The organism is Deltaproteobacteria bacterium, from assembly GCA_016931625.1.
Taxonomy (GTDB): Bacteria; Myxococcota; XYA12-FULL-58-9; order XYA12-FULL-58-9; family JAFGEK01; genus JAFGEK01.
This window is the reverse complement of record JAFGEK010000155.1, coordinates 1-20,109: the sequence shown is the minus strand read 5'-3', so window position 1 is coordinate 20,109 and position 20,109 is coordinate 1. Positions and strand designations below refer to the sequence as shown.

At 39.8% G+C, this 20,109-nt stretch carries 21 protein-coding genes; 10 read left to right on the top strand and 11 right to left on the bottom strand.

From position 1 onward, the window contains the following. The first annotated feature begins 78 nt into the window (after positions 1 to 78). From JW841_13185 to JW841_13175, 3 genes are all read left to right on the top strand, one after another. Positions 79 to 567, top strand: coding sequence for a hypothetical protein (locus tag JW841_13185; GenBank protein ID MBN1961893.1), 489 nt, complete (start codon positions 79 to 81; stop codon positions 565 to 567). 17 nt (positions 568 to 584) lie between these two features. Continuing rightward, positions 585 to 1,547, top strand: coding sequence for a 50S ribosomal protein L11 methyltransferase (gene prmA / locus JW841_13180; protein MBN1961892.1), 963 nt, complete (start codon positions 585 to 587; stop codon positions 1,545 to 1,547). A 150-nt stretch (positions 1,548 to 1,697) separates the two neighbouring features. Next, complete coding sequence (locus tag JW841_13175) at positions 1,698 to 3,221, top strand: hypothetical protein (GenBank protein MBN1961891.1); 1,524 nt, start codon at positions 1,698 to 1,700, stop codon at positions 3,219 to 3,221. Between the two features lie 3 nt (positions 3,222 to 3,224). Here JW841_13175 and JW841_13170 read toward each other — a convergent pair whose 3' ends face one another. From JW841_13170 to JW841_13130, 9 genes are all read right to left on the bottom strand, one after another. Next, positions 3,225 to 4,805, bottom strand: a complete 1,581-nt coding sequence (locus tag JW841_13170) for a peptide chain release factor 3 (protein ID MBN1961890.1) — start codon at positions 4,803 to 4,805, stop codon at positions 3,225 to 3,227. A 65-nt stretch (positions 4,806 to 4,870) separates the two neighbouring features. Continuing rightward, positions 4,871 to 5,506: an exopolysaccharide biosynthesis protein gene (locus tag JW841_13165; GenBank protein MBN1961889.1), complete on the bottom strand. Its 636-nt coding sequence runs from the start codon at positions 5,504 to 5,506 to the stop codon at positions 4,871 to 4,873. Next, positions 5,506 to 6,468 (bottom strand): hypothetical protein, encoded by a 963-nt coding sequence (locus JW841_13160; protein MBN1961888.1) that lies wholly within the window; start codon positions 6,466 to 6,468, stop codon positions 5,506 to 5,508. The genes JW841_13165 and JW841_13160 overlap by 1 nt, the downstream gene beginning before the upstream one ends. A gap of 12 nt (positions 6,469 to 6,480) precedes the next feature. Continuing rightward, complete coding sequence (locus tag JW841_13155; protein MBN1961887.1) at positions 6,481 to 7,074, bottom strand: bifunctional (p)ppGpp synthetase/guanosine-3',5'-bis(diphosphate) 3'-pyrophosphohydrolase; 594 nt, start codon at positions 7,072 to 7,074, stop codon at positions 6,481 to 6,483. A gap of 56 nt (positions 7,075 to 7,130) precedes the next feature. Continuing rightward, positions 7,131 to 7,346, bottom strand: coding sequence for a hypothetical protein (locus tag JW841_13150; GenBank protein MBN1961886.1), 216 nt, complete (start codon positions 7,344 to 7,346; stop codon positions 7,131 to 7,133). A gap of 76 nt (positions 7,347 to 7,422) precedes the next feature. Then, a protein-coding gene (gene prfB, locus JW841_13145; GenBank protein MBN1961885.1) for a peptide chain release factor 2 occupies positions 7,423 to 8,542 on the bottom strand; the annotation gives its coding sequence in 2 pieces (ribosomal slippage) (positions 7,423 to 8,475 and positions 8,477 to 8,542; 1,119 coding nt in all). A gap of 34 nt (positions 8,543 to 8,576) precedes the next feature. Then, entirely contained in the window at positions 8,577 to 9,641 is a 1,065-nt protein-coding gene (locus JW841_13140) for a UDP-N-acetylmuramate dehydrogenase (GenBank protein ID MBN1961884.1), read from the bottom strand. Between the two features lie 16 nt (positions 9,642 to 9,657). Next, entirely contained in the window at positions 9,658 to 10,215 is a 558-nt protein-coding gene (locus tag JW841_13135) for a MaoC family dehydratase N-terminal domain-containing protein (protein ID MBN1961883.1), read from the bottom strand. A 42-nt stretch (positions 10,216 to 10,257) separates the two neighbouring features. Next, on the bottom strand, positions 10,258 to 10,707 hold the full coding sequence (locus JW841_13130) for a MaoC family dehydratase N-terminal domain-containing protein (GenBank protein MBN1961882.1): 450 nt from the start codon (positions 10,705 to 10,707) through the stop codon (positions 10,258 to 10,260). Positions 10,708 to 11,043: 336 nt separating this feature from the next. Between JW841_13130 and rpsT the strand changes: the two genes are divergently transcribed. Further along, entirely contained in the window at positions 11,044 to 11,310 is a 267-nt protein-coding gene (gene rpsT / locus JW841_13125; protein ID MBN1961881.1) for a 30S ribosomal protein S20, read from the top strand. Between the two features lie 94 nt (positions 11,311 to 11,404). Here the strand turns inward: rpsT and JW841_13120 are convergent, their stop codons facing one another. Both JW841_13120 and JW841_13115 read right to left on the bottom strand, forming a co-directional pair. Then, positions 11,405 to 12,232, bottom strand: coding sequence for a hypothetical protein (locus JW841_13120; protein ID MBN1961880.1), 828 nt, complete (start codon positions 12,230 to 12,232; stop codon positions 11,405 to 11,407). Between the two features lie 92 nt (positions 12,233 to 12,324). Beyond that, a complete protein-coding gene (locus tag JW841_13115; GenBank protein ID MBN1961879.1) occupies positions 12,325 to 13,938 on the bottom strand; it encodes an N-acetylmuramoyl-L-alanine amidase in 1,614 nt (537 codons plus the stop codon). A 240-nt stretch (positions 13,939 to 14,178) separates the two neighbouring features. Between JW841_13115 and JW841_13110 the strand changes: the two genes are divergently transcribed. Genes JW841_13110 through thiE form a run of 6 tightly spaced genes read left to right on the top strand, consistent with a single transcriptional unit; the run spans position 14,179 to position 19,905 of the window. Further along, positions 14,179 to 16,437, top strand: coding sequence for an amino acid permease (locus JW841_13110; GenBank protein ID MBN1961878.1), 2,259 nt, complete (start codon positions 14,179 to 14,181; stop codon positions 16,435 to 16,437). A 57-nt stretch (positions 16,438 to 16,494) separates the two neighbouring features. Further along, positions 16,495 to 17,151 (top strand): sulfur carrier protein ThiS adenylyltransferase ThiF, encoded by a 657-nt coding sequence (gene thiF, locus JW841_13105; GenBank protein MBN1961877.1) that lies wholly within the window; start codon positions 16,495 to 16,497, stop codon positions 17,149 to 17,151. 1 nt (position 17,152) lies between these two features. Further along, complete coding sequence (gene thiS / locus JW841_13100) at positions 17,153 to 17,353, top strand: sulfur carrier protein ThiS (GenBank protein ID MBN1961876.1); 201 nt, start codon at positions 17,153 to 17,155, stop codon at positions 17,351 to 17,353. Positions 17,354 to 17,358: 5 nt separating this feature from the next. Next, entirely contained in the window at positions 17,359 to 18,147 is a 789-nt protein-coding gene (locus tag JW841_13095; GenBank protein ID MBN1961875.1) for a thiazole synthase, read from the top strand. Next, on the top strand, positions 18,144 to 19,244 hold the full coding sequence (thiH, locus tag JW841_13090; GenBank protein MBN1961874.1) for a 2-iminoacetate synthase ThiH: 1,101 nt from the start codon (positions 18,144 to 18,146) through the stop codon (positions 19,242 to 19,244). Before JW841_13095 ends, thiH begins: the two co-directional genes overlap by 4 nt. Before the next feature lie 16 nt (positions 19,245 to 19,260). After that, on the top strand, positions 19,261 to 19,905 hold the full coding sequence (gene thiE / locus JW841_13085; protein ID MBN1961873.1) for a thiamine phosphate synthase: 645 nt from the start codon (positions 19,261 to 19,263) through the stop codon (positions 19,903 to 19,905). Positions 19,906 to 20,109 lie beyond the last annotated feature (204 nt).

The following is a 20,109-nucleotide window of genomic DNA, read 5'->3' as shown; positions in this document are numbered from 1 at the left end:
ATCTTCTTATCGTATTTAACAAAAATACTACCTCGTACCATTGCAGATCTACGTCTAGGTTTGCCATGATAGGTCCGTATGGACGTTCGTGACCGCGAAAGTAAAAAAACTGTATTAAATGAGCTTTTAGCTCAAGGCATGGTGCTTGTCACCCTTGATGCTCGCAGTGACGGTGTAGATGTACCGCAACATTTACGTGGCGATGCGCAATTGCGTTTAAATTTATCATATCGTTTTGGTTTACCAATGCAGCTTGATGATGTTGGGGTTAATGCCACCTTAACTTTCTCAGGCACACCCTATCCCTGCCGTTTGCCTTGGTCAGCAATCTATTTATTGGTTTCGCATGTAAGTGGACGTCCAATTCTATTCCCGGCAGATGTGCCAAGTGAATTTGCTAATGGTATTATCAATCGCAAAACCCCCAGCCATGATAGTGTTTCAGCAAAAAATAAAAAACCGCAATTGCGAGTCATTACACAATCAGATGAAACTCCATCAGATAATAATGAAGATGAAAAATCACGCCAACCACCGCGCCGCGACCATTTGCGTGTAGTTAAATAGTGGATGCTCCTAAAACAATGAACTCAGAAACAGCTAACGATTCTTGGTGGCAGGTAGATGTAATCGTGCCTGATGCCCTAGTTGACGACATTGGTGCATTATTCATTGAAGCTGGGGCACTGGGTTGTGAACAACTATCAACAAACTTACCCCCTCCTGCTTTTAACACCCAAGATAGCGTTCAAATACCGACGACACCCCAAAACTATTCTACCTTGCGCCTTTGTTTTGCTGATGAAATGACGCGTGATGAGATAGCTGCATTAACTCTCAACACCTTAACGAGTATTGGGGTTAGCGATATTCCCAATATGAGCATAAGCAAACGCAACGATACTGATTGGGCAACTCGTTGGCAAGAGCATTTCCCCCCATTACAGATTGGCAAACGAGTAGTCATTATCCCTTCTTGGGAAAAAGACTTTCAACCCCGTACAGAAAGCTTACCGGTAATTCTTGACCCGGGATTAGCTTTTGGCACCGGTCAGCACGCTACTACTGCATTATGTGTAGAATTAATTGAGGCGGGTTTAGACAATGCAGTAGGTCAAAAAATTGAACTGCTTGATGTTGGTTGTGGCTCTGGTATTTTAGCAATCGTTGCAGCAATTTTGGGCTGTCAAAAAGTAATCGCCATTGATAATGACCCCACTGCCGTAAAAGTTGCATATGAAAATATTATGCAAAATGGTGTTGGTCATATTATTGAAACCAGCGAACAACCTTTAATGCAGATTACCGGCACTTTTAATTGGGTTGTCGCAAATATTCTTGCTCAAACTTTAATCGAATTAGCTATGCCTCTTGTATCACATACTGAACATGACGGTTCATTAGTGCTATCAGGTATTTTGCACAATCAAGAAAATGAAGTCCTAGATGCTATTGCAAAAGCCACCGTCAAACAAAATCGCAATCTGCCCCAAGTAGTTATGCGCTTGCAACGTGATGAATGGGTCGCTTTGCAACTGCGTTTGTAAAACTATCACATTATAACTGCCAATTAAAATTTTACATCTAGCTTTTATAATTATTGGGATCTCGGTGCGAAGAGGTTTAAACTAACCCAAGTGGTGAGATCCCTACATTCTGCGCGGCAACGCGACATAATAGTTCTGTCAGATCTGCATATGGGTCGTGGCAAGAACTATAAAACTGACCGCTATTATGCACTTGAAGCATTTTTTTATGATGATGACTTATTACGTTTCGCTCGCTATCTCTGTACTGACGCAGCTAAACGAGAAATTGGCCTAACAGTTGTCTTAAATGGCGACATCTTTGACCTTTTACGCATTGAACCAGAGAAAGTAACATCAAGTAAATCAGTCTTAGATCGCCGTTTTGGCGCCCCGCATACACCTACCCTTGCAGCACGAACTATCGCACAAATCCTACAAGGACATCGCGGATTTGTTCAAGCTATTGCCGAAATACTCCGTTGTGGACACGAAGTGATAATACTACCAGGCAATCATGATATCGAAGTACAATGGGCGCCTGTGCAAAATGAAATTCGTCATGCCATAGCATCGGTGCTGCACGAGCTAATGCCTCCTCTTGAAATCGAATGGGCGCTATCAGGCTTAAAAATTGATTCTTGGTTTTATTACGAACCAGGCCGCATCTGGATAGAACATGGATGCCAGTATGACCCAGAAAATGCTTATCATTATTATTTAAGAGGTGACCTTTCAAATGTTGATGATACCGTTCATGAAGCTGAGCATGACATGCCTCTTGGCAATTTCTTTCAAAAATATCTATATAATGGCTTTGGCCACGTAACTTTTATAGTACCAACCAGTAAATCAAATCCTCGTTATATTAAATGGTTGTTATTAAATCAGCCGAGTTTATTTTTAAATGTAATGGCAAGTCATTTGCCATTTGCTTTGCAAGTTTTACGACGTCTCGCGAAAACCACTGTTACTCAATCGGCAAAGCATCATTTGCAAAGCCAACATGAAAAATCATTACGTCAACTTGCAAATACTTCTGGCCTTGGTAATCGTCTTTTGGCTATTGAAAAACTTAAAGCTGTAAATGCTGATGTCTTACGCGCTATTCGCAGTTTAAGTTGGCAATTTGTTATGGGCTTTGCCACTTTTGGTTTGGTTGTTCTTTCAGGTCTAGGCTTGTGGTTTGTTGGACTAATGGCAATAAATGCTCTTAACGCCGGTTTCATTTTAAAAACCGTACTATTTATGGCGCTTAATCTTTTTATGCTAATTACCGCTGCAGGCGCTCTTGCTTATTCTTTACTTAAAAATTCACGCATTACTCCCGTAAAACCAATACAGCGTGCAGCTCAACGTATTATAGATATTTTAGATGTCCCCATAGTTACCTTTGGACATACTCACGAAGAAACTGCTACACGCTTGCAAAGACCGCATGGTGAAACTGCTTGGTATTATAATACCGGCACTTGGATAGCCGTTTTTACTCATGATGTGTTAATACCTCGCGAACGTGTGCAATATACTTTTTTGCGAGTACGGGGCAACGAACCTGAGCTTTTACATTGGAGCCCTGACCGTGGTGAGCCACTTCCGGTTATTTTGCTTGATGAAAAAACCATGGAAAACTGGGGCCAAGTACCAGTAGTATCAGACAAAGCAACAGCACGCGCACCACCAAAACCACGCTAACTTTTATAATGGCTCAATATCATAGAGCACCAAACCAGGTGCATTTTCAAGCGCATAGTTAATAGAAAATTGTGATTCTGCCAGCAACACTGGGCGGCCATTGCGGTCTTGCATTATTGCATAATCTCTTCGGGCTTTTAACCATTTAAGACCTTCTGGTTCACCGCCAATCCAACGCACCCAACGATATGGTGAACTACGATAAGCAACATCGGCACCATACTCATTTTTTAATCGTTCTTTAAGTACTTCAAATTGTAGTTGCCCAACCGCACCAAGGTACGGTTCTTGACGAGATATAGAATTATAAAACAATTGAATTACACCCTCGTGAGATAACTGTGATAACCCTGAGTCTACTGCTTTTCGTTTCATCGCATCTCGAACCACAAGCTGAGCGAAATACTCAGGAGCAAAACGTGGAATACCAGAGAATGAAAATTGCGCACCTTCACATAAAGTATCTCCGATACGAAGTTGCCCAGAGTCATACAAGCCAACGATATCTCCAGGCCATGCTTCATCAACTATCGACCTCTCTTGCGCCATAAAAGAGTGAGGTTTTGCTAACTTTAGCTTATCGCCAGATCGACCTAATACTGTTTCCATACCACGACTAAATCGGCCAGAGACCACCCGTAGAAATGCAATACGGTCGCGATGTCGCGGATTCATGTTAGCCTGAATCTTAAAAATAAATCCGCTGAATCGTTCGTCGTTTGGATTAATAACATTGCCATCTTCAGCTATACGCGCCGCTGGTGGTGCAGCATGAGCTGCAATAAAATCAAGTAATGGTCCGACACCAAAATTAGTAAGCGCAGAACCCCAAAACACTGGGCTCACTTCACCTGCCATAAAACTATCACGATTATATGCTGTTCCAGCGGCGGCTAATAATTCAAGCTGTTCACTAGTTTCATCAAAAAGACGTGTACCAATTAACTTTTCACTTTCAACAAATGGTAGCGTAGTAACTTTTGCTATCGTAGAACCATGACTATCAGCAGCAAAAAGATGCACTATCTGGGATCGGATATCGATAACCCCTTTAAAATCACGACCGTTACCAATAGGCCAGTTAAGCGGCGCTACTTCAATATTCAATGATTTGCTTACATCATCTAATAGATCGAGAGGGTCACGTCCTTCACGATCAAGTTTATTCATAAAAGTTACTACTGGTAGCTTGCGCATGCGGCATACTTCAAAGAGACGCAATGTTCTTGCTTCAACACCCTTAGCATGATCAATAAGCATTATTGCAGAATCAACCGCTGCTAATGTACGATAGGTATCTTCAGAAAAATCTGCATGTCCCGGTGTATCTAATAAATTTAATGCGGCTTGTTTATAACCAAATTGTAAAACAGATGATGTTACCGAGATACCGCGCTCTTGTTCCATCTTCATCCAATCACTGATTGCATGTCGGGAATTTTTGCGCGCTTTTACTGAGCCTGCCAAATGAATGGCGCCAGCATATAAAAGTAATTTCTCAGTAACCGTTGTTTTACCAGCATCTGGATGTGAGATAATGGCAAAAGTACGTCGTTTTTGAGATTCAACTGCTACGCTACTCATTAAATTTTTTACTCCACGGCAAAATTTTTCGCCCTTATTAGCCGGTTAAACATAAAAACCACAAGCTAAAGAAAATCTTTGCCATATTGCCAGCCTAAATATGGCAGCAAAACCAACATCACAAAAAATGCTAAGCAGAATACGAAAGCAATAAAACCCCAAATTATAAGTAAGCCATCTTCTTCAAGTATACCTATGGATAATAAAGCCACTATTAATGCTGGTAAAAAATTCGATATAGGGATTGGTAATGGTATGGCGAGTAATAAACCAGCAATTGTTATGACTATCCCAGTTATCCTCTGCCAAATTGGATGCGCATGCAAAATTTGCAAACGTGGACGAATAACTTTCTCAAAACGAAGAAAAATGTTTTTTCCCGCAGCAAAAATCTTAACAATACGCTCAGTCGAAAGTTGTCGTTTACGTAGCCAATGTGGCAACCATGGTTTTTTCTCTAATGTTAGTTGCACACCTAATAATGCGATTGCCAAACCAAATGCAGTTGAAACACCAGGCAGCGGAATTGGCTGAAGAAATGGTATAACTAATATAAAAATAAACAATGCATGGCAGCGCTCTCCTAATAAATCAAGCAAAAAATCCAGTTGTATTTGAGATTGCTTATCTTCTATTAGCACAACTAATTCAGTCAAGCGTTGCGACAAACGCTGCGATGTATTTTTATAATGAGTTATCATTAATCACTATTAGGCTTATCTGAAACTTTTGTTTTATCAACAGCACTGCGCAAATGTAAACCACCAAGTTCTTCTAATAAATATAACACAGTTAATACCGCACGACGACGAGCAGCACTATTTGACTCATCAATAAGCACTTGCACAGCCGAACGCTCCCCACCAAAAACCGACAAAGCCACGCGCTCATCGCTGTTTAAATATTTACTACAAAACTCAAGAACTTTTGCATTAAAACCCACTACAATCATCGGTAAAATATCTGTAAGTCTCTTTAAAATAATTCTCTCAGAAATTTGTCGCGCGGCTCGAACCGCAAGTTCTGGCATACAAAGCTCAAGATCTAATTTCTCTCCTTTATAATATACATCTTCATAAAAACTATAATTTCCATGTTCCCAACCACATAAATCAATCAATCGATAAAACTGTTGCTCGCGCAATGCAAACTGTACTGCTGCTTTTGAAAGATATCCCAAGCGTACTATTGCAACACCAAGTGGTTCTCCATATTCTTGTGAACTAGTTAGCGCCAAACGTACTTGTTCTGGTTCTAATTCATTGCGAGCAATTAAAAACTCGCCGAGACGCTCTTTACCAATTGTTGATGTCACAAATACTGGTGTACCAGATTCTAAAAAAACATCCTTGCGACGAGTAGCGTCACGCACGATCATAACACCAGTTGATGTGTTATTATGCAATCTTAATAACATACGCATGAAGGATGAAATACTGATATCGCCAGAATAATTTGGGTTGATATCTTTTAATGCCGGCAAACGTAAAAATGATATAAATTCTGGTATTGCTGAAAGATTTATAAGGGGAGCACCATCACGCGACACAAGTGTGTCAGCTTGCAAAATGCCAGCTTCAACTAGATCACGTACCGTATCAAGCTTAACCGGCCCAATAATACCTTGTGGTGTATGCAGCGAATACTTATGCATTTGCGGCATAGCTGTCTTTAATTAAAATGATGTTCCTGTAGCTTGATGTAAAGCTTTTACTAACTCATCAAGCTCAGCGAGCATTGGATGTTTAAGGGTTGTAGCAATAGCTGCGTACACTGCACGATAATACCAAAGTGTTTCTGCTTTAGGCGCATTAAATCTCTCCCAAACAGCATCACCAATAGCACGATAATCACGCAATGTTGCTCGGGCATTATCGATTTTGTCGCATAAAGCAATCAGTTTAATTTCATCACTAGCTTCGCGCATTCGGGCAATATGCCCTTCTTTGCGCTCACGCCATGGTGGTTTTGGACGTGTAGTACAATCTGAAAGTGCCTCAACATAATCAACCACTTTGGGACCAAAACGAGTGGCAAGAATTGCTGATGAGCCACCATCGATATCTTCTAAATAATCATGCAATATACCAGCAATAACTTGGTCTTCATCCCCTCCTGCTTCTCCAACCATAGAAGCGACTGCTAACAAGTGCCATAAATAGGCAGTAGCTCCATCTTTACGAGTAATATTACGAAAGGTTGCCGCAGCAAAAGTTAAAGCATCGTCCATTCGTTCAGAGTACATGGTATCTTCTGCCAATAAGGGCATATAACCTCCTGTAACAACTTAATGTTAAAGCGTTATGCTAGTTTTTTGCAATTGCTCTAACGCTGAAAAATATGTCTTAATGCGTTATAAACATGGTAACTAATAGGGGGTGTCCCTAAATGTTGGACCGAGAAATTCACGAAAGCCGCGTAAGCGATGGCCGCGCGCGCAGCAAAATCATGCAAAAGGCTTGCTTGTGGCAAGTCGCAGGCAGGATTTCTGCGAGCACGCGGTCGTAAGTAGCGGATTTCTTGAAGATCGACGGGAGACATTTAGGGACACCCCCTAATAAATAACATCAATAACTGACTGTATCATTAGACCACAACAAGATGTTAACAAGAATATTTATAAATCATCTGCTTCATCATCAACACTTGTTGGTGTTCGCCCAAGAAGATAAGCTTCAATGAAATTATCTAAGTCACCATCAAGCACAGCGTCGGTATTGCCAACAGCTAGACCAGTGCGATGATCCTTTACCATACGATATGGCTGTAAAACGTAAGAGCGAATTTGCGAACCCCATTCAATTTTTTTCTTTTCACCAGCTATCTTGGCTCGCTCTTCTTCTTTTGCACGTAATTCTCGCTCAAAAATCTTAGCCCTTAACATTTTCATCGCTTTAGACTTGTTTTTATGCTGACTACGTTCAGCCTGGCACGCAACAACAATACCGGTTGGTATATGAGTTAATCGTACTGCAGAATCAGTTTTATTGACGTGCTGTCCCCCTGCTCCTCCAGAACGATAAGTATCTACTCGCAAATCTTCATCACGAATATTAACTTCGATGCTATCATCTATTTCAGGTGCAACTGCAATCGATGCAAATGAAGTATGTCGACGTTTGTTGGCGTCAAAAGGACTAATACGCACTAAACGATGCACGCCACTTTCTCCGCGCAAATAGCCATAAGCATTAGTGCCCATTACAGAAAAACTTGCGCTCTTTAAGCCAGCTTCATCACCTGGTAAGGTGTCAAGCATTTCATATTCAAAATCGTGATGTTCAGCCCAACGCAATAACATACGCAAAAGCATTTGCACCCAATCTTGGCTTTCAGTACCACCAGCACCAGCATTAATAGATACAATGGCATTAAGCGCGTCGTACTGTCCTGAAAGCATGCGCTCAAGTTCCATTTTTTCTATTGTGGTTTTTATATTCGTAAGCGTATCGTCAACTTCAACGGCGATTTCATTGTCTTGTGCGGCAAGTTCTAACAGCTCATCGACATCGGTAAGTTTTTTATCAAGACCACCATAGAGTTCTAATTGTGATGATACTTTTGCTCGTTCACGCTGATGCTCTGCAGCTTTTTGAGCATCTTGCCATAATTGAGGATTTTGACTGTCATGATCAAATTCTGCCAACTTGCGCGCTAAAGCTTCAAGGTCAAAGATGCCTCCGCAAAATATCAAAACGACTCTGTAAATCTTTTAATATTTCTTTTCGATCTGCCATGTTTTACCTCTCATTTGCGCGGCTTTAATTGCCGTTACAATGTAATTCCAACAAATACCGGTTCAGCCTCAAGCAAAATACCAAATTTATCTAAAACAGTATCTCTTATTTCGCGAGCTAAAATAATAAGTTCGCAAGTTGTACCACCACCTCGATTCACTAAAGCTAATGCGTGCTTGCGTGAAATTCCAACAGGTCCTTTTTGATAACCTTTGTGAAAACCTGCTTGTTCAATAAGCCATGCCGCTGGTATTTTTAATTGATCACCATCAATAAAATGCGGAATAGAATCTTCACTTTTTTCTTTTTGACTTTGTAAAAATTGATTCTGTAATAGCAAAAATTTTTGTTGCGTTATCATCGGGTTTTTAAAAAAAGAACCAACGCTGCATGACTCAGTATCATCTGTATCTAATAACATCCCCTTATTACGACGAAGCTGCAATATTGCTTTATGCACTTGGCCGAGTGGTGGTTTTGAACCAATATTAATTTGAAGTGCCTGTGCTAATTCTTTGTAACAAACAGGGCTAGCATAATTTCTCTTAATTAACTTAACCGTAACCCCTAGAATAATATAACGTGAGTTATTACGAAAAATGCTATTGCGATAATTAAAATCACACTCAGCGACATTTATAGTTTTTATTTGTTTTTGCTTACGATCATATACTCTTACATCTTGCAGAACTTGTGAAATATCCGAACCATATGCTCCAACATTCTGCACTGGAGCAGCTCCTACAGTTCCCGGAATACCACTGAGCATTTCGATGCCAGACAAACTAGCATCGACCATTTGAGCAACAAAGTCAGCTAAAGATTCACCCGCAGCGACATACACCTGTGTCTCTTCTGAAGAGGAATAAGTTGTGATGCCCTGCAAACAATTTCTTATCACCAGACCAGAAAAACCATTATCACTAATTACCACGTTACTGCCGCCACCAAGTATTAAAACCGGCTCACCGATAGCATCACTATTGTTTATGCTCTCGATTATGTCGTTTTCAGTTTGTGCAGAAAGAAATTTTAAAGCACGGCCACCAAGTTTAAGTGTTGTCAATGGTGCCAGAGGCACATCAAAAGCAATAGGCATAAACAGATAAACGCTTTCAATCTAAGGCTTTGCGTTTTGATTTAGTAGGGGCTTTTTCTTTGATGGTTTTTTTACTTTTAATTAAAACACCGCCTGGGTTGTAAATAATACCCGCAGTTTTATTAAATGAAGCTGTTGATTTTGCCTCAGGATCAGGAACAACAGCAATAGCTATACCTTTGGCAACATTTTCACCACGTTGATTGTCAGTCCATACATTTGCCTCAATCAAGCATTCACCATCTTCACGTCTTTTATCGTTAATAATGCCACGGCAAGTTAATACATCACCAGGCCAAACTAAGCGCACTACTTTTAGGTCAAAACGTCGTAAATAAGCACCCACAAGCCAATTTTCAATCATGCGCCCAATATAGGCCATAATCAAATTCGTTGGGGCAAATACCGATGTTTTGCCAGAAGCAACAGCCACTTTGTCATCAAGATACATCGGATTATAATCATCAACAGCGCCAGCAAAACGAGCTAAAACAACACGAGTGAGTGCTGGAATTGATAAACTCTCAATGGGGGTACCTTTATCAATCGATAAAAAATCGAGCGGTTTGCTCACGATACTTCTTTCTCCTGCCCTTAAAAGTAAAACATATTAATTTTAGCTTCTTAACTTAACAATTACGCGCCTACCCTTGAAAACGAGGTTATTGCGACTATCGTTAGCGCGTGTCTCAATAACAACAAACACTAAAGTGCCACTATTACCAGGTTGTTCATAAATATCGGATATTCGATAACCGATATGTAATACATCGCCTGCATATATGGGTTTAAAATATTCATATTCCTCAGCGCGATGAATTACCGCTTGAATATCCCAACCGAAGACATCAAGAAATACGTCAGGCATTATTAATGCTGACGCAAATGTTGGAGGAGCAATAATAGTGCGTAAACCAACTTTTTTAGCAGCCTCTTCATTAAAATGAATAGGATTTTCTTCGCCAATAGCGGTGGCAAACCTCCGAATTTGGCCCTTTTCTATTTCGACCGTATGCGGACTAATAGTTTTACCGATATATTGTTTAAGTTGAGGTTTTACACTCACGTTTATCTGTTCCTCCGAAAAAAAGGAGGCCTTAAAAAACCGTTTACATACAACAACGGGGCTTCATATTGGGCAGGCCTAAAATTACAGGGCCATAATATTTAGCATATTGTCGCAGCGATAAACAAGCGAACTTTATTATTATCTGTAGCTTTTTTTTAGAGTTAAGACCTTAAATTAGTACATATTCAGTTTTATAATTTAATTATCTATCTAATGCATAACTGCTTGACAGATGTAATTGAACACTGATATCTAGCCCAATCTCGCAAATTATATTTTTTTGCGCATTTATTATCTTTTTTATCTTTTTAATTAAGGCGTTGGAGATTTAGCGTGGCAAGACATAAGTCAGCACAAAAAAGAGCACGACAATCTGAGGTTCGTGCAGCCCGCAATAATAGTATTAAGCACAGGGTTTCCCATAAAATTCGCCTATTTCGTGAAGCGTTGACTAGTGGCGATCGCGCTAAAGCTAGTGAGACACTGGCTTGTGCGAGTCGCGAATTACAAAAAGCTGCATCCAAAGGCGTCTTGCATATACGAAATGCAGCACGTCGCATTTCACGTTTAGCTTTAGCTTTTAATAGCTCTGCCAAGTAATTCTGTAGCTTAAGCTTTTTTTAGCTTATTCCCCCAGCATCATAAATAAACTTATGCTCAGTTAGGGGGTCGTTCACAATTACTTAATAGTTGCTTAATTGTTTAATAACTCGTCAATTACACTAATATTTTCTGTGGGAGAGCATTGTTCTAATTCTTTAGTGATTAATGTAAAAAAATTAATTAGGTCTTTACCTAATTGATCTATATTACATTTATTATTATTAAGCTGTTTAATTATATTTTGTAGATGTTCTTTACTACAAGCAGACCTACCACCTATAGCTGTCAATTGACCAGCAAGAAATTTTGTATGTTTTGCAAACACACATAATCGCTTACATTCTGTATCTTTAATATCACTCAAAATAGATTTTACTTCGCTAAGATATTCTCTCAGTGCGTCAATTAAAACTGGATCTTCAGGAATCTGAGAACTCTGCTTCGCAATACTTTGATTTAGATGTGAAAGTAAATTTAATTCGATTCGGGCTTGCGCCATCTCAAAATGTTTAGATTTTTCAAAACGGCTGGAAAGTACTTCAATCATGCGTCGCTCAATATCTTCTATTACATTTTTTAGTAAGTTTTCTAAGCTTTGCGATTTAACCGCAGTAGCCTGAATATTAGTAGGAATTGACTGAGTTTTATTAGTCGCAACGTTAAGTCCGATAATAGTACGCCCTGCTCTTGCAGCTGCTGATGCTAACCCTCTGTCATTTAAAAGTTGCCTTATGCGAGTTTGTACCGACCGAACATCAATTGCAGTTTTATTCTCAACATCTGCTTGTAACTGCTGTAATTGACGCTGCCGCTCTTCAAAATCTGCCACTAGCTGATTACAACGATTGCTTAACTCCGCACTTGCCGAGGCAATGTCTTGTTTCAAGCCAGAATTATCTCTTTTTTTTATTTCCGACACAGCCATTTGAGTATCATAATTTCATATGTGTGCAACAGTTGTTACTGACCTATAAAAATTTTGTTACCATCCCTGCAAACATAACATTTTTATTACGGTTGCGCTACAATCAAAGGCTGCGCTAAGCTTTTTGACACTGCATCAGCAACGGCATTTGCAATAGTTTTTTGATATTTAGTTGATTGAAGTAATTTTGCTTCCACGGGATTGGAGATAAAAGCAGTTTCAACTAAAACTGCGGGCATACGCGCTCCAAGTAAAACATAAAATAATGAGCCTTTAACTCCTTTGTTATGAAATTTAGAATTTATTGGGCGTAATTGATTAACTAATTCATTTTGGATAGCAAATGCCAGCTTTTGCGATTCAGCGGTATTAGCTTTGGTAGCTAAATCAGCTAGCATAAGCTGTAAATCACTCACATGCTTTTCTTGCGTTGCGTTTTCTCGGGCAGCTAAACGTAATGAATATCTATCATCCGTAGTATTCAAATAATAAGTTTCAATGCCACTAACATTTTTATTTTTATGTGCATTGGTGTGTATAGAAATAAATAAGTCTGCTTTTACTCGGTTAGCAATAGCAGTACGCTCTTCAAGACTTAAAGTAATATCTTTATTACGTGTTAAAATTGCATCAATACCACGATTAATTAAAATGCTTTGAATTTTTTTAGCAATAGACAAAGTAATCTTTTTTTCTAACAACCCTGAAGCTGAACGAGCGCCACTGTCACGACCACCATGTCCAGGATCAATAACTACGCGTCGTGTTTTTAATGCTGGCTTAGTAAGTTCTTGTTCGGGTGTAGTAACAACAAAAGAATCAATAACAAAACGATAAGGGTTTTCAAGAGTAAGCAGGCGATATTCTATTGGTTGCTTAAAAGACAGTTTTAAACTTACCCCGTCATTATTAGGAATAAATTGAACATCAGCGACAAGCTCATCTTTTATTATATCTGGTTTATAAACATTAGCCGCAAGTTGAGTATCAATGATATCCACCGTGATCTGCGATGTGATTGAAGTATTATTAGTATTTTTAATATGTTCACGAGTTTTAGTCTCATGGCTAAAATACAGTACTATGCGAGAATACTCAGGATTACTCCAATGTTTTATGGCCTCGATTTTTATCGAATGATTTTTTTCGTTATCCTTCATTGAATTGGTCTTTAAATCTTTAGCATTATCTACAATGTAAGATTCTTTGGGCAAATTGTGTGAAGGTGCAATCTTAGACCTTAAATTTTGGGCACTTGCAGCCATATCTCCAGAGGGATATTTTTCTAGCAGGTGATCTAAAACTTTCGTGGCAGCAGTTTCGTCTTGTTTATATTGTAAAATTAATTGCGCCTGATGCCACAATGCATCGTCAGCTAAATTACTATTTGTATATTCGCTAGCCACACGTTCATAGGCAGCTATGGCATTATCAAGATCGTTTTCAAGAAAAGACACCGCGTATAGTCCACGCCATAATTCTGCAGCCGTATATAAGGCTTTTACTGATTGAGTGTTTTTTGGATACTTCGCTGCTATGCTTTGAAATTCTTCAATAACATTTTGCCAATTATGGCGTAATTGCTGCTTTTTTTTATCTGCTTTTAGTAAAAAATATGAGTGTCTAGCCTCTTCATATGCACGAGAGGGAGAGTTTGACGCAATGGCAGAATTGCCCAAGAATCCTATCCAACTAATCATAAATATAGTGACAACCATATGTTTCATCGTTGTCTATGCTATCGTGATTATTCAAAATCACAAAAAAATAGCACTCACTTATGTTATCTAAAAAGGTGATATTAAAAATGCCGTAATATTTACCAAACTGATTTTTAAATTAAGGAAGATTTAGCCATAATCAATAGTAAAATAGCATATGATTTTTTAATGTTAATTAAGGGGTGTCCCTGACTGCAATATTTACGAAAACAAATGAGTATGAGTAATAAAAAAAACAAAAAAAATGGTTTTGGAACCGCTCCAGTTTATTTAGCGGCAATTAGTACCATTTTAGGCGCCATTTTATTTTTACGTTTTGGTTATGCCGTTGGACATGTTGGTTTGTTGGGCGCAGTACTAATTATTTTGATTGGTCATGCAATAACTGTACCCACAGGGTTAGCTGTTGCTGAAATTGCAACTAATCTACGTGTACGGGGTGGTGGTGAGTATTTCATTATCAGTAGATCTTTTGGTTCTACCTTAGGTGGTGCAATAGGGATTTCACTCTATTTATCACAAGCTATTTCAGTAGCTTTTTATTTAATTGCTTTTGCTGAGGCGTTTCGCCCACTGTTTCCAATAATTGAATCTTATACAGGATTTGTTCCAGACGTTCGCATAATTTCCTTACCAGTGGCTTTAACTCTTGCTGTCTTAATTGCAAAACGTGGTGCTTCAATAGGTATCGTCGCGCTCTGGGGAGTTGTCCTTGTACTTGTTACTTCGTTGACTCTATTTTTTGCTGGTAAAGGCATGGCGCCTGAATCACATCAACTAAGTCTATTTAGCACTGTTACTAATCCCGACAGCTTTTTTCACGTGTTCGCTATCGTGTTTCCGGCTTTTACAGGTATGACCGCCGGTGTTGGCTTATCTGGTGATTTGCGCAATCCTAGGCGCTCGATTCCGCTTGGCACCCTGGCTGCAACTATTACCGGATTAGTTGTTTATGTGGCGGTTGTGATAAAATTGAACCTTAGTGCCACACCTGCAGATCTAGCGTCCGATCAATTTATTATGAGTCGCATTGCTTTATGGGGACCAATTATTTTTATAGGTCTTGGCGCTGCTACTCTATCTTCAGCTCTAGGTTCTATTCTTGTTGCTCCTCGAACTCTGCAAGCTCTGTGCGCTGACCATATTTTTCCTTCAGCACATTGGAACAACATTATGAGTCGCGGCCGTGGCAAATCAAATGAACCGGCAAATGCTACTTGGTTTACCTCTGTTATTGTTGTGACTTTTGTCGCTTTAGGCAATGTCGATTTTGTAGCACAAATAATCAGTATGTTTTTTATGATTACCTACGGTGCCTTATGCAGTATTAGTTTTCTTGAACATTTTGCAGGCAATCCATCGTATCGACCAACCTTTCGCACCAAGTGGTATGCCTCATTGATTGGCGCTATTTCTTGCATCTTAATGATGTTTATGATGCAACCTGGATATGCTATTTTTGCTATTGCTATAATGGGTATAATCTATACTTGGCTTGGCCGCACCCGCCAAGGCGAACGCAACTTAGCAATGGTCTTTCGTGGGGTTTTATTTCAGCTAACCCGAAAATTGCAAATAGCTATTCAAAAAAGACAAGCCGCCCCAGATATGACTAATTGGCGACCTTCTTTTATTGCTATTGCGCGCTACTCCACCGCGCATTTGGCGCCATTTAATGTACTGCGCTGGATCAGCCATCACTATGGTTTTAGTTCGTATATTCATTTTATTGAAGGTCCATTAACCGTGGCGACTCAGAAAGAGTCCCAACATATACTTAAAAGATTGATTAGCCAAACCCAAGTAAGTGGCGCTGGTATTTATGTTGATACAATTATTTCTCCAACTTTTCGCACCGCTATTGCACAAATAGTACAAACTCCTGGCATTGCGGGCATGGAAAACAACAGCATTCTCTTTAGTTATCAAAAAGAAAATGCTGAAAACTTAACTGAGATTATTGATGGTTCATTTTTTGCGGCAATAGCAGGATTAAATATATGTATTTTACGCTCGGGGCCACGTCATTTTGGTTTTCGCAAGAGCATCCATATTTGGTTAACTCCTGGTGATTATCGCAATGCCAATCTTATGATTTTGCTAGCTTATATTTTGCTTGGGCATTCTGAATGGGGTGATAGCGAAATCCGTGTATTTGATGTAATTAAAGCCACAGATGAACAACAGCGTTCAAGGCAAATAGATGAACTAATATTTACCGGCAGGTTGCCTGTGGCTGCTGATAATGTTCATAAATTAACTTTAAGTGATGATATGTCGTTTGAACAGCTAGTTTCAGGTGTTTCCGAGAATGCTGATTTGGTTATGTTAGGTTTATCGCTAAAGAAGATGCGTAAAGATGGCGGCAAATTTTTACAAGGATTTGCCTGCCCACAAGACATACTTTTTGTACGCGCTGGCCAAGATATACTCATCAGTGGTGAAAATGCCGGTGATGAACTAACTGATGCGATGTAAAAATTTGGTCTAGGTTAGTTGACGATACTTGCATGGGTGCATTAGGTGCTCCTCCTAATGCCAAACACCGCCAACGATTTTGCCGAACTTGAAAATCTTATCGGCTTGCGCAATGGCCCAGGTGTATATGAAAAACTTAAACCTGCTCATGTTGGTATAGCTGGCTGTGGCGGTTTAGGTAGTAATTTAGCAGTTATTCTTGCTCGTGCTGGGGTGGGTAAATTAACGTTTATTGATTTTGATATAGTCGAGCCTAGCAATCTTAATCGACAGCAATATTTTGTCGACCAAATTGGCATGCCCAAAGTGCAAGCTCTTGCGGCAAATTTAAAGAGAATAAATCCATTTGTAAGCCTAAAATGGTATCAGATTAAAATTGATAACAAAAACACCAAGCAATTTTTCGCTTCATGCAATTTTGTCGCCGAATGTTTCGATGACCCTGTGGCAAAAGCAGAAATCACCAAAGCTATGCGGCGGTACTTACCCACTACGCCGCTGGTTACGGTTTCGGGTATTGCTGGTGATGGACCAGCCTGCACCATTTCTTGTCGACGTGTTTTTGGTAATCATTTTATCATTGGAGATGGGGTATCTGCCGCAACAGCAAATGCCCGTTTATTAGCCTCACGCGTAACTTTAGCTGCTGCTTTGCAAGCCAATGTAATAATTCGATGGTTACTCGGTCTAATCACAGCGCATCAAGGAGAATAATATGTTTGTAACGCTTAATGGCAATCGTATTGAAGTAACTAAAGGGTCTGCCATCAAAGCACTAATTTATAAATTAGAATTAAATGAAAAACAAATTGCCGTAGAACACAACGGCGAAATCGTTGATACAGATGCGTACTCATCGTGTATTCTTAATGACGATGACACTGTCGAAATTGTGCATTTCGTTGGTGGAGGCTAAATCTAATGGTTTGTGAAAAATCAAAACTTATTATCAATGGCGAGCAATTAAATTCTCGCTTGTTAATTGGCACTGGTAAATTTTCATCGCCAGAAATCATGGCGAAGGCGATAGACGCTTCTGGTACTGAATTAGTAACTGTAGCGCTGCGGCGAGTTGATGTTACTTCTCCTGCAGATCGCACCCTTTCGGCTCTTGATTTTACTAAATATCGCTTGCTGCCAAACACTTCTGGTGCCAGAGACGCTCAAGAAGCAATACGTCTAGCTAAACTATCACGACAAGCATGCAAAACTAATTGGTTAAAACTTGAAGTGACCCCTGACCCTAATTACTTACTACCAGACCCTGTCGAAACACTTAAAGCTGCCGAAGAACTAGTGAAACTGGGATTTGTGGTGCTTCCCTATATTAATGCTGACCCAATTTTAGCTAAACGTCTTGAAGAGGTAGGTTGTGCAACCGTAATGCCGCTTGCCGCACCTATAGGTTCAAATCGCGGTTTAAGGACTCGTGATCAAATTCGCATTATCATTGAACAAGCTACTGTGCCTGTGGTGGTCGATGCAGGTCTCGGAGTACCATCACATGCCGCTGAGGCAATTGAACTTGGTGCTGATGCTGTCTTAGTTAATACTGCAATTGCTATTGCTGATAATCCCATATTAATGGCGGAGGCATTTAAAACCGCAGTAATCGCTGGCGAGATGGCGCGTTGTGCGGGTGCTGGCAATGAATCATTAACCGCGCGAGCCTCTAGCCCACTGACTGGTTTTTTACGAGATAGCTTATGATAGTTGCTGAAATCTTATCAATAACCAAGAATGCCAGCACGAGTGATGTTAATAGAGCTCTTACCCGCACACAATTAGAAGAGCGCGATATCGCTGCATTGCTTTCGCCAGCGGCATTACCGTATCTTGAAAATATTGCAATCAAGGCCCAACAAATAACCAGACAGCGTTTTGGGCGCACCATGCAACTATACGCGCCTTTGTATATATCAAATGAATGTGTCAATCGTTGTAGTTATTGTGGCTTTGCAAATCACCTCGATATTGAACGAATAACTTTAAGCATCGATGCTGTAGTCTCTGAAGCCCAATATCTTTATAACCAAGGGTTTCGTCATATTTTGCTGGTGGCTGGTGAATCACCTCGTTTTGTACCTGTTTCATATCTTGAAAAAATAGCCACTGCCATAGGTCCGATGTTCGCATCATTGTCAATTGAAATTGGGGCGCTTAATCTTGATGGCTATAAGCGATTAGTTACCGCTGGCTATGATGGTATTGCGCTTTACCAAGAGACTTACGACCTAGATATATTTAAGCGAGTACATTTAGCCGGACCCAAAGCCAATTATCAACGCCGTCTGCAGGCAATTAACGATGCCGGGCAAGCTGGGTTTCGCTCGCTTGGCATCGGCTCATTGTTAGGATTAGGGCCATGGCAATATGAAGCATTAGCTTTAGTGCAACATGCTCGAGAGCTTAGTCGCAAATTTTGGCGTAGTCGAATTGCCATTAGTTTTCCGCGTATACGTAAACACGCTGGCGACAACCATGAAAAGCTAATACACGTAAATGACCGAGATTTAGTACAAATGATTTGCACTATACGCATAGCGATGCCTGACGCTGATTTAGTATTATCAACACGTGAACCTGCAGTTTTAAGAGATAACCTAATAAATTTAGGTATCACCCGCGTAAGCGCCGGTAGTTGTACTCACCCTGGTGGCTATGGTGGCATATCACATGCTGGCGAACAATTTGGTATTAAAGATCATAGAAGCGCCGAAGAAGTTGCTAATACTTTAAGCCTACATGGCTTTGAACCAGTTTGGAAAGACTTTGACCAGGTATTTATTTCATCAAGTGCACCATAAAATAAAGGCAGTACAAATGAAAAACAATTTTGGTCTTTATTTAGTAATTACCAACCCTGTTGCTGGCTATGAAGATTGCACCAAAGCTGCTGTAGAAAATCGTGTGCTTTATATACAACTTCGCATGAAAAATGCAATGCGCGAAGAAGTTGTTCAAGTTGGTAAAAAATTGCGCGCAATAACTGATGAAAGTGAAACAAAATTAATTATTAATGACGATGTAATTGCTGCCCGTATGATTGACGCAGATGGGGTGCATCTTGGCCAAACTGATATAAATATAATTGAAGCACGAAAACTATGGATTACTAATAAACCTAAAATATTTGGCCTTTCAACTCATAATGAAACCCAAGCACAAGCAGCACAAGATCTACCTTTAGACTATATTGGCATAGGGCCAGTTTTCACTACTCCGACAAAACAAATCCCAGATCCTGTTGTTGGTATTAATCGAGTTGCAGCTATAATTAAACAATCAAAACTACCTTGTGTAGCTATTGGTGGTATTGATGCACAGCGCTTACCTAAAATTTTATCCGCTGATGTAAATAATTTTGCAGTCGTTCGTTATGTCTGTGCAAGTAATGAACCTTCGTTACGCATAAAAGAGCTTATGAATATTTGGCAATACTCGCAACATACTAAAAACGCAAGTTAGTGCATCGTGACCCACGTAGTGCTGCAATTAATTATATATGTCCGCATTTGTAGCAGACATTTACCCGTGCTTATACTGCGGACATATACCGTATCAGTAACAATGCCTGTTTTAGTGCCTGTTACAAGTATTTATAGATGTCCGCTTCATTAGCACGGGTAGATGTCCGCGTGTTTGAAAACCTGTTATTGTCAAACGGGTCGT

What these genes read in the sequence shown, in the direction of transcription:
- JW841_13185 (MBN1961893.1), top strand. Translation starts at nt 79, where the DNA reads ATGGACGTTCGTGACCGCGAAAGTAAAAAAACTGTATTAAATGAGCTT.
- prmA (MBN1961892.1), top strand. Translation starts at nt 585, where the DNA reads ATGAACTCAGAAACAGCTAACGATTCTTGGTGGCAGGTAGATGTAATC.
- JW841_13175 (MBN1961891.1), top strand. Translation starts at nt 1,698, where the DNA reads ATGGGTCGTGGCAAGAACTATAAAACTGACCGCTATTATGCACTTGAA.
- JW841_13170 (MBN1961890.1), bottom strand. Translation starts at nt 4,805, where the DNA reads ATGAGTAGCGTAGCAGTTGAATCTCAAAAACGACGTACTTTTGCCATT.
- JW841_13165 (MBN1961889.1), bottom strand. Translation starts at nt 5,506, where the DNA reads ATGATAACTCATTATAAAAATACATCGCAGCGTTTGTCGCAACGCTTG.
- JW841_13160 (MBN1961888.1), bottom strand. Translation starts at nt 6,468, where the DNA reads ATGCCGCAAATGCATAAGTATTCGCTGCATACACCACAAGGTATTATT.
- JW841_13155 (MBN1961887.1), bottom strand. Translation starts at nt 7,074, where the DNA reads ATGCCCTTATTGGCAGAAGATACCATGTACTCTGAACGAATGGACGAT.
- JW841_13150 (MBN1961886.1), bottom strand. Translation starts at nt 7,346, where the DNA reads ATGTCTCCCGTCGATCTTCAAGAAATCCGCTACTTACGACCGCGTGCT.
- JW841_13140 (MBN1961884.1), bottom strand. Translation starts at nt 9,641, where the DNA reads ATGCCTATTGCTTTTGATGTGCCTCTGGCACCATTGACAACACTTAAA.
- JW841_13115 (MBN1961879.1), bottom strand. Translation starts at nt 13,938, where the DNA reads ATGATTAGTTGGATAGGATTCTTGGGCAATTCTGCCATTGCGTCAAAC.
- JW841_13110 (MBN1961878.1), top strand. Translation starts at nt 14,179, where the DNA reads ATGAGTAATAAAAAAAACAAAAAAAATGGTTTTGGAACCGCTCCAGTT.
- thiF (MBN1961877.1), top strand. Translation starts at nt 16,495, where the DNA reads ATGCCAAACACCGCCAACGATTTTGCCGAACTTGAAAATCTTATCGGC.
- thiS (MBN1961876.1), top strand. Translation starts at nt 17,153, where the DNA reads ATGTTTGTAACGCTTAATGGCAATCGTATTGAAGTAACTAAAGGGTCT.
- JW841_13095 (MBN1961875.1), top strand. Translation starts at nt 17,359, where the DNA reads ATGGTTTGTGAAAAATCAAAACTTATTATCAATGGCGAGCAATTAAAT.
- thiH (MBN1961874.1), top strand. Translation starts at nt 18,144, where the DNA reads ATGATAGTTGCTGAAATCTTATCAATAACCAAGAATGCCAGCACGAGT.
- thiE (MBN1961873.1), top strand. Translation starts at nt 19,261, where the DNA reads ATGAAAAACAATTTTGGTCTTTATTTAGTAATTACCAACCCTGTTGCT.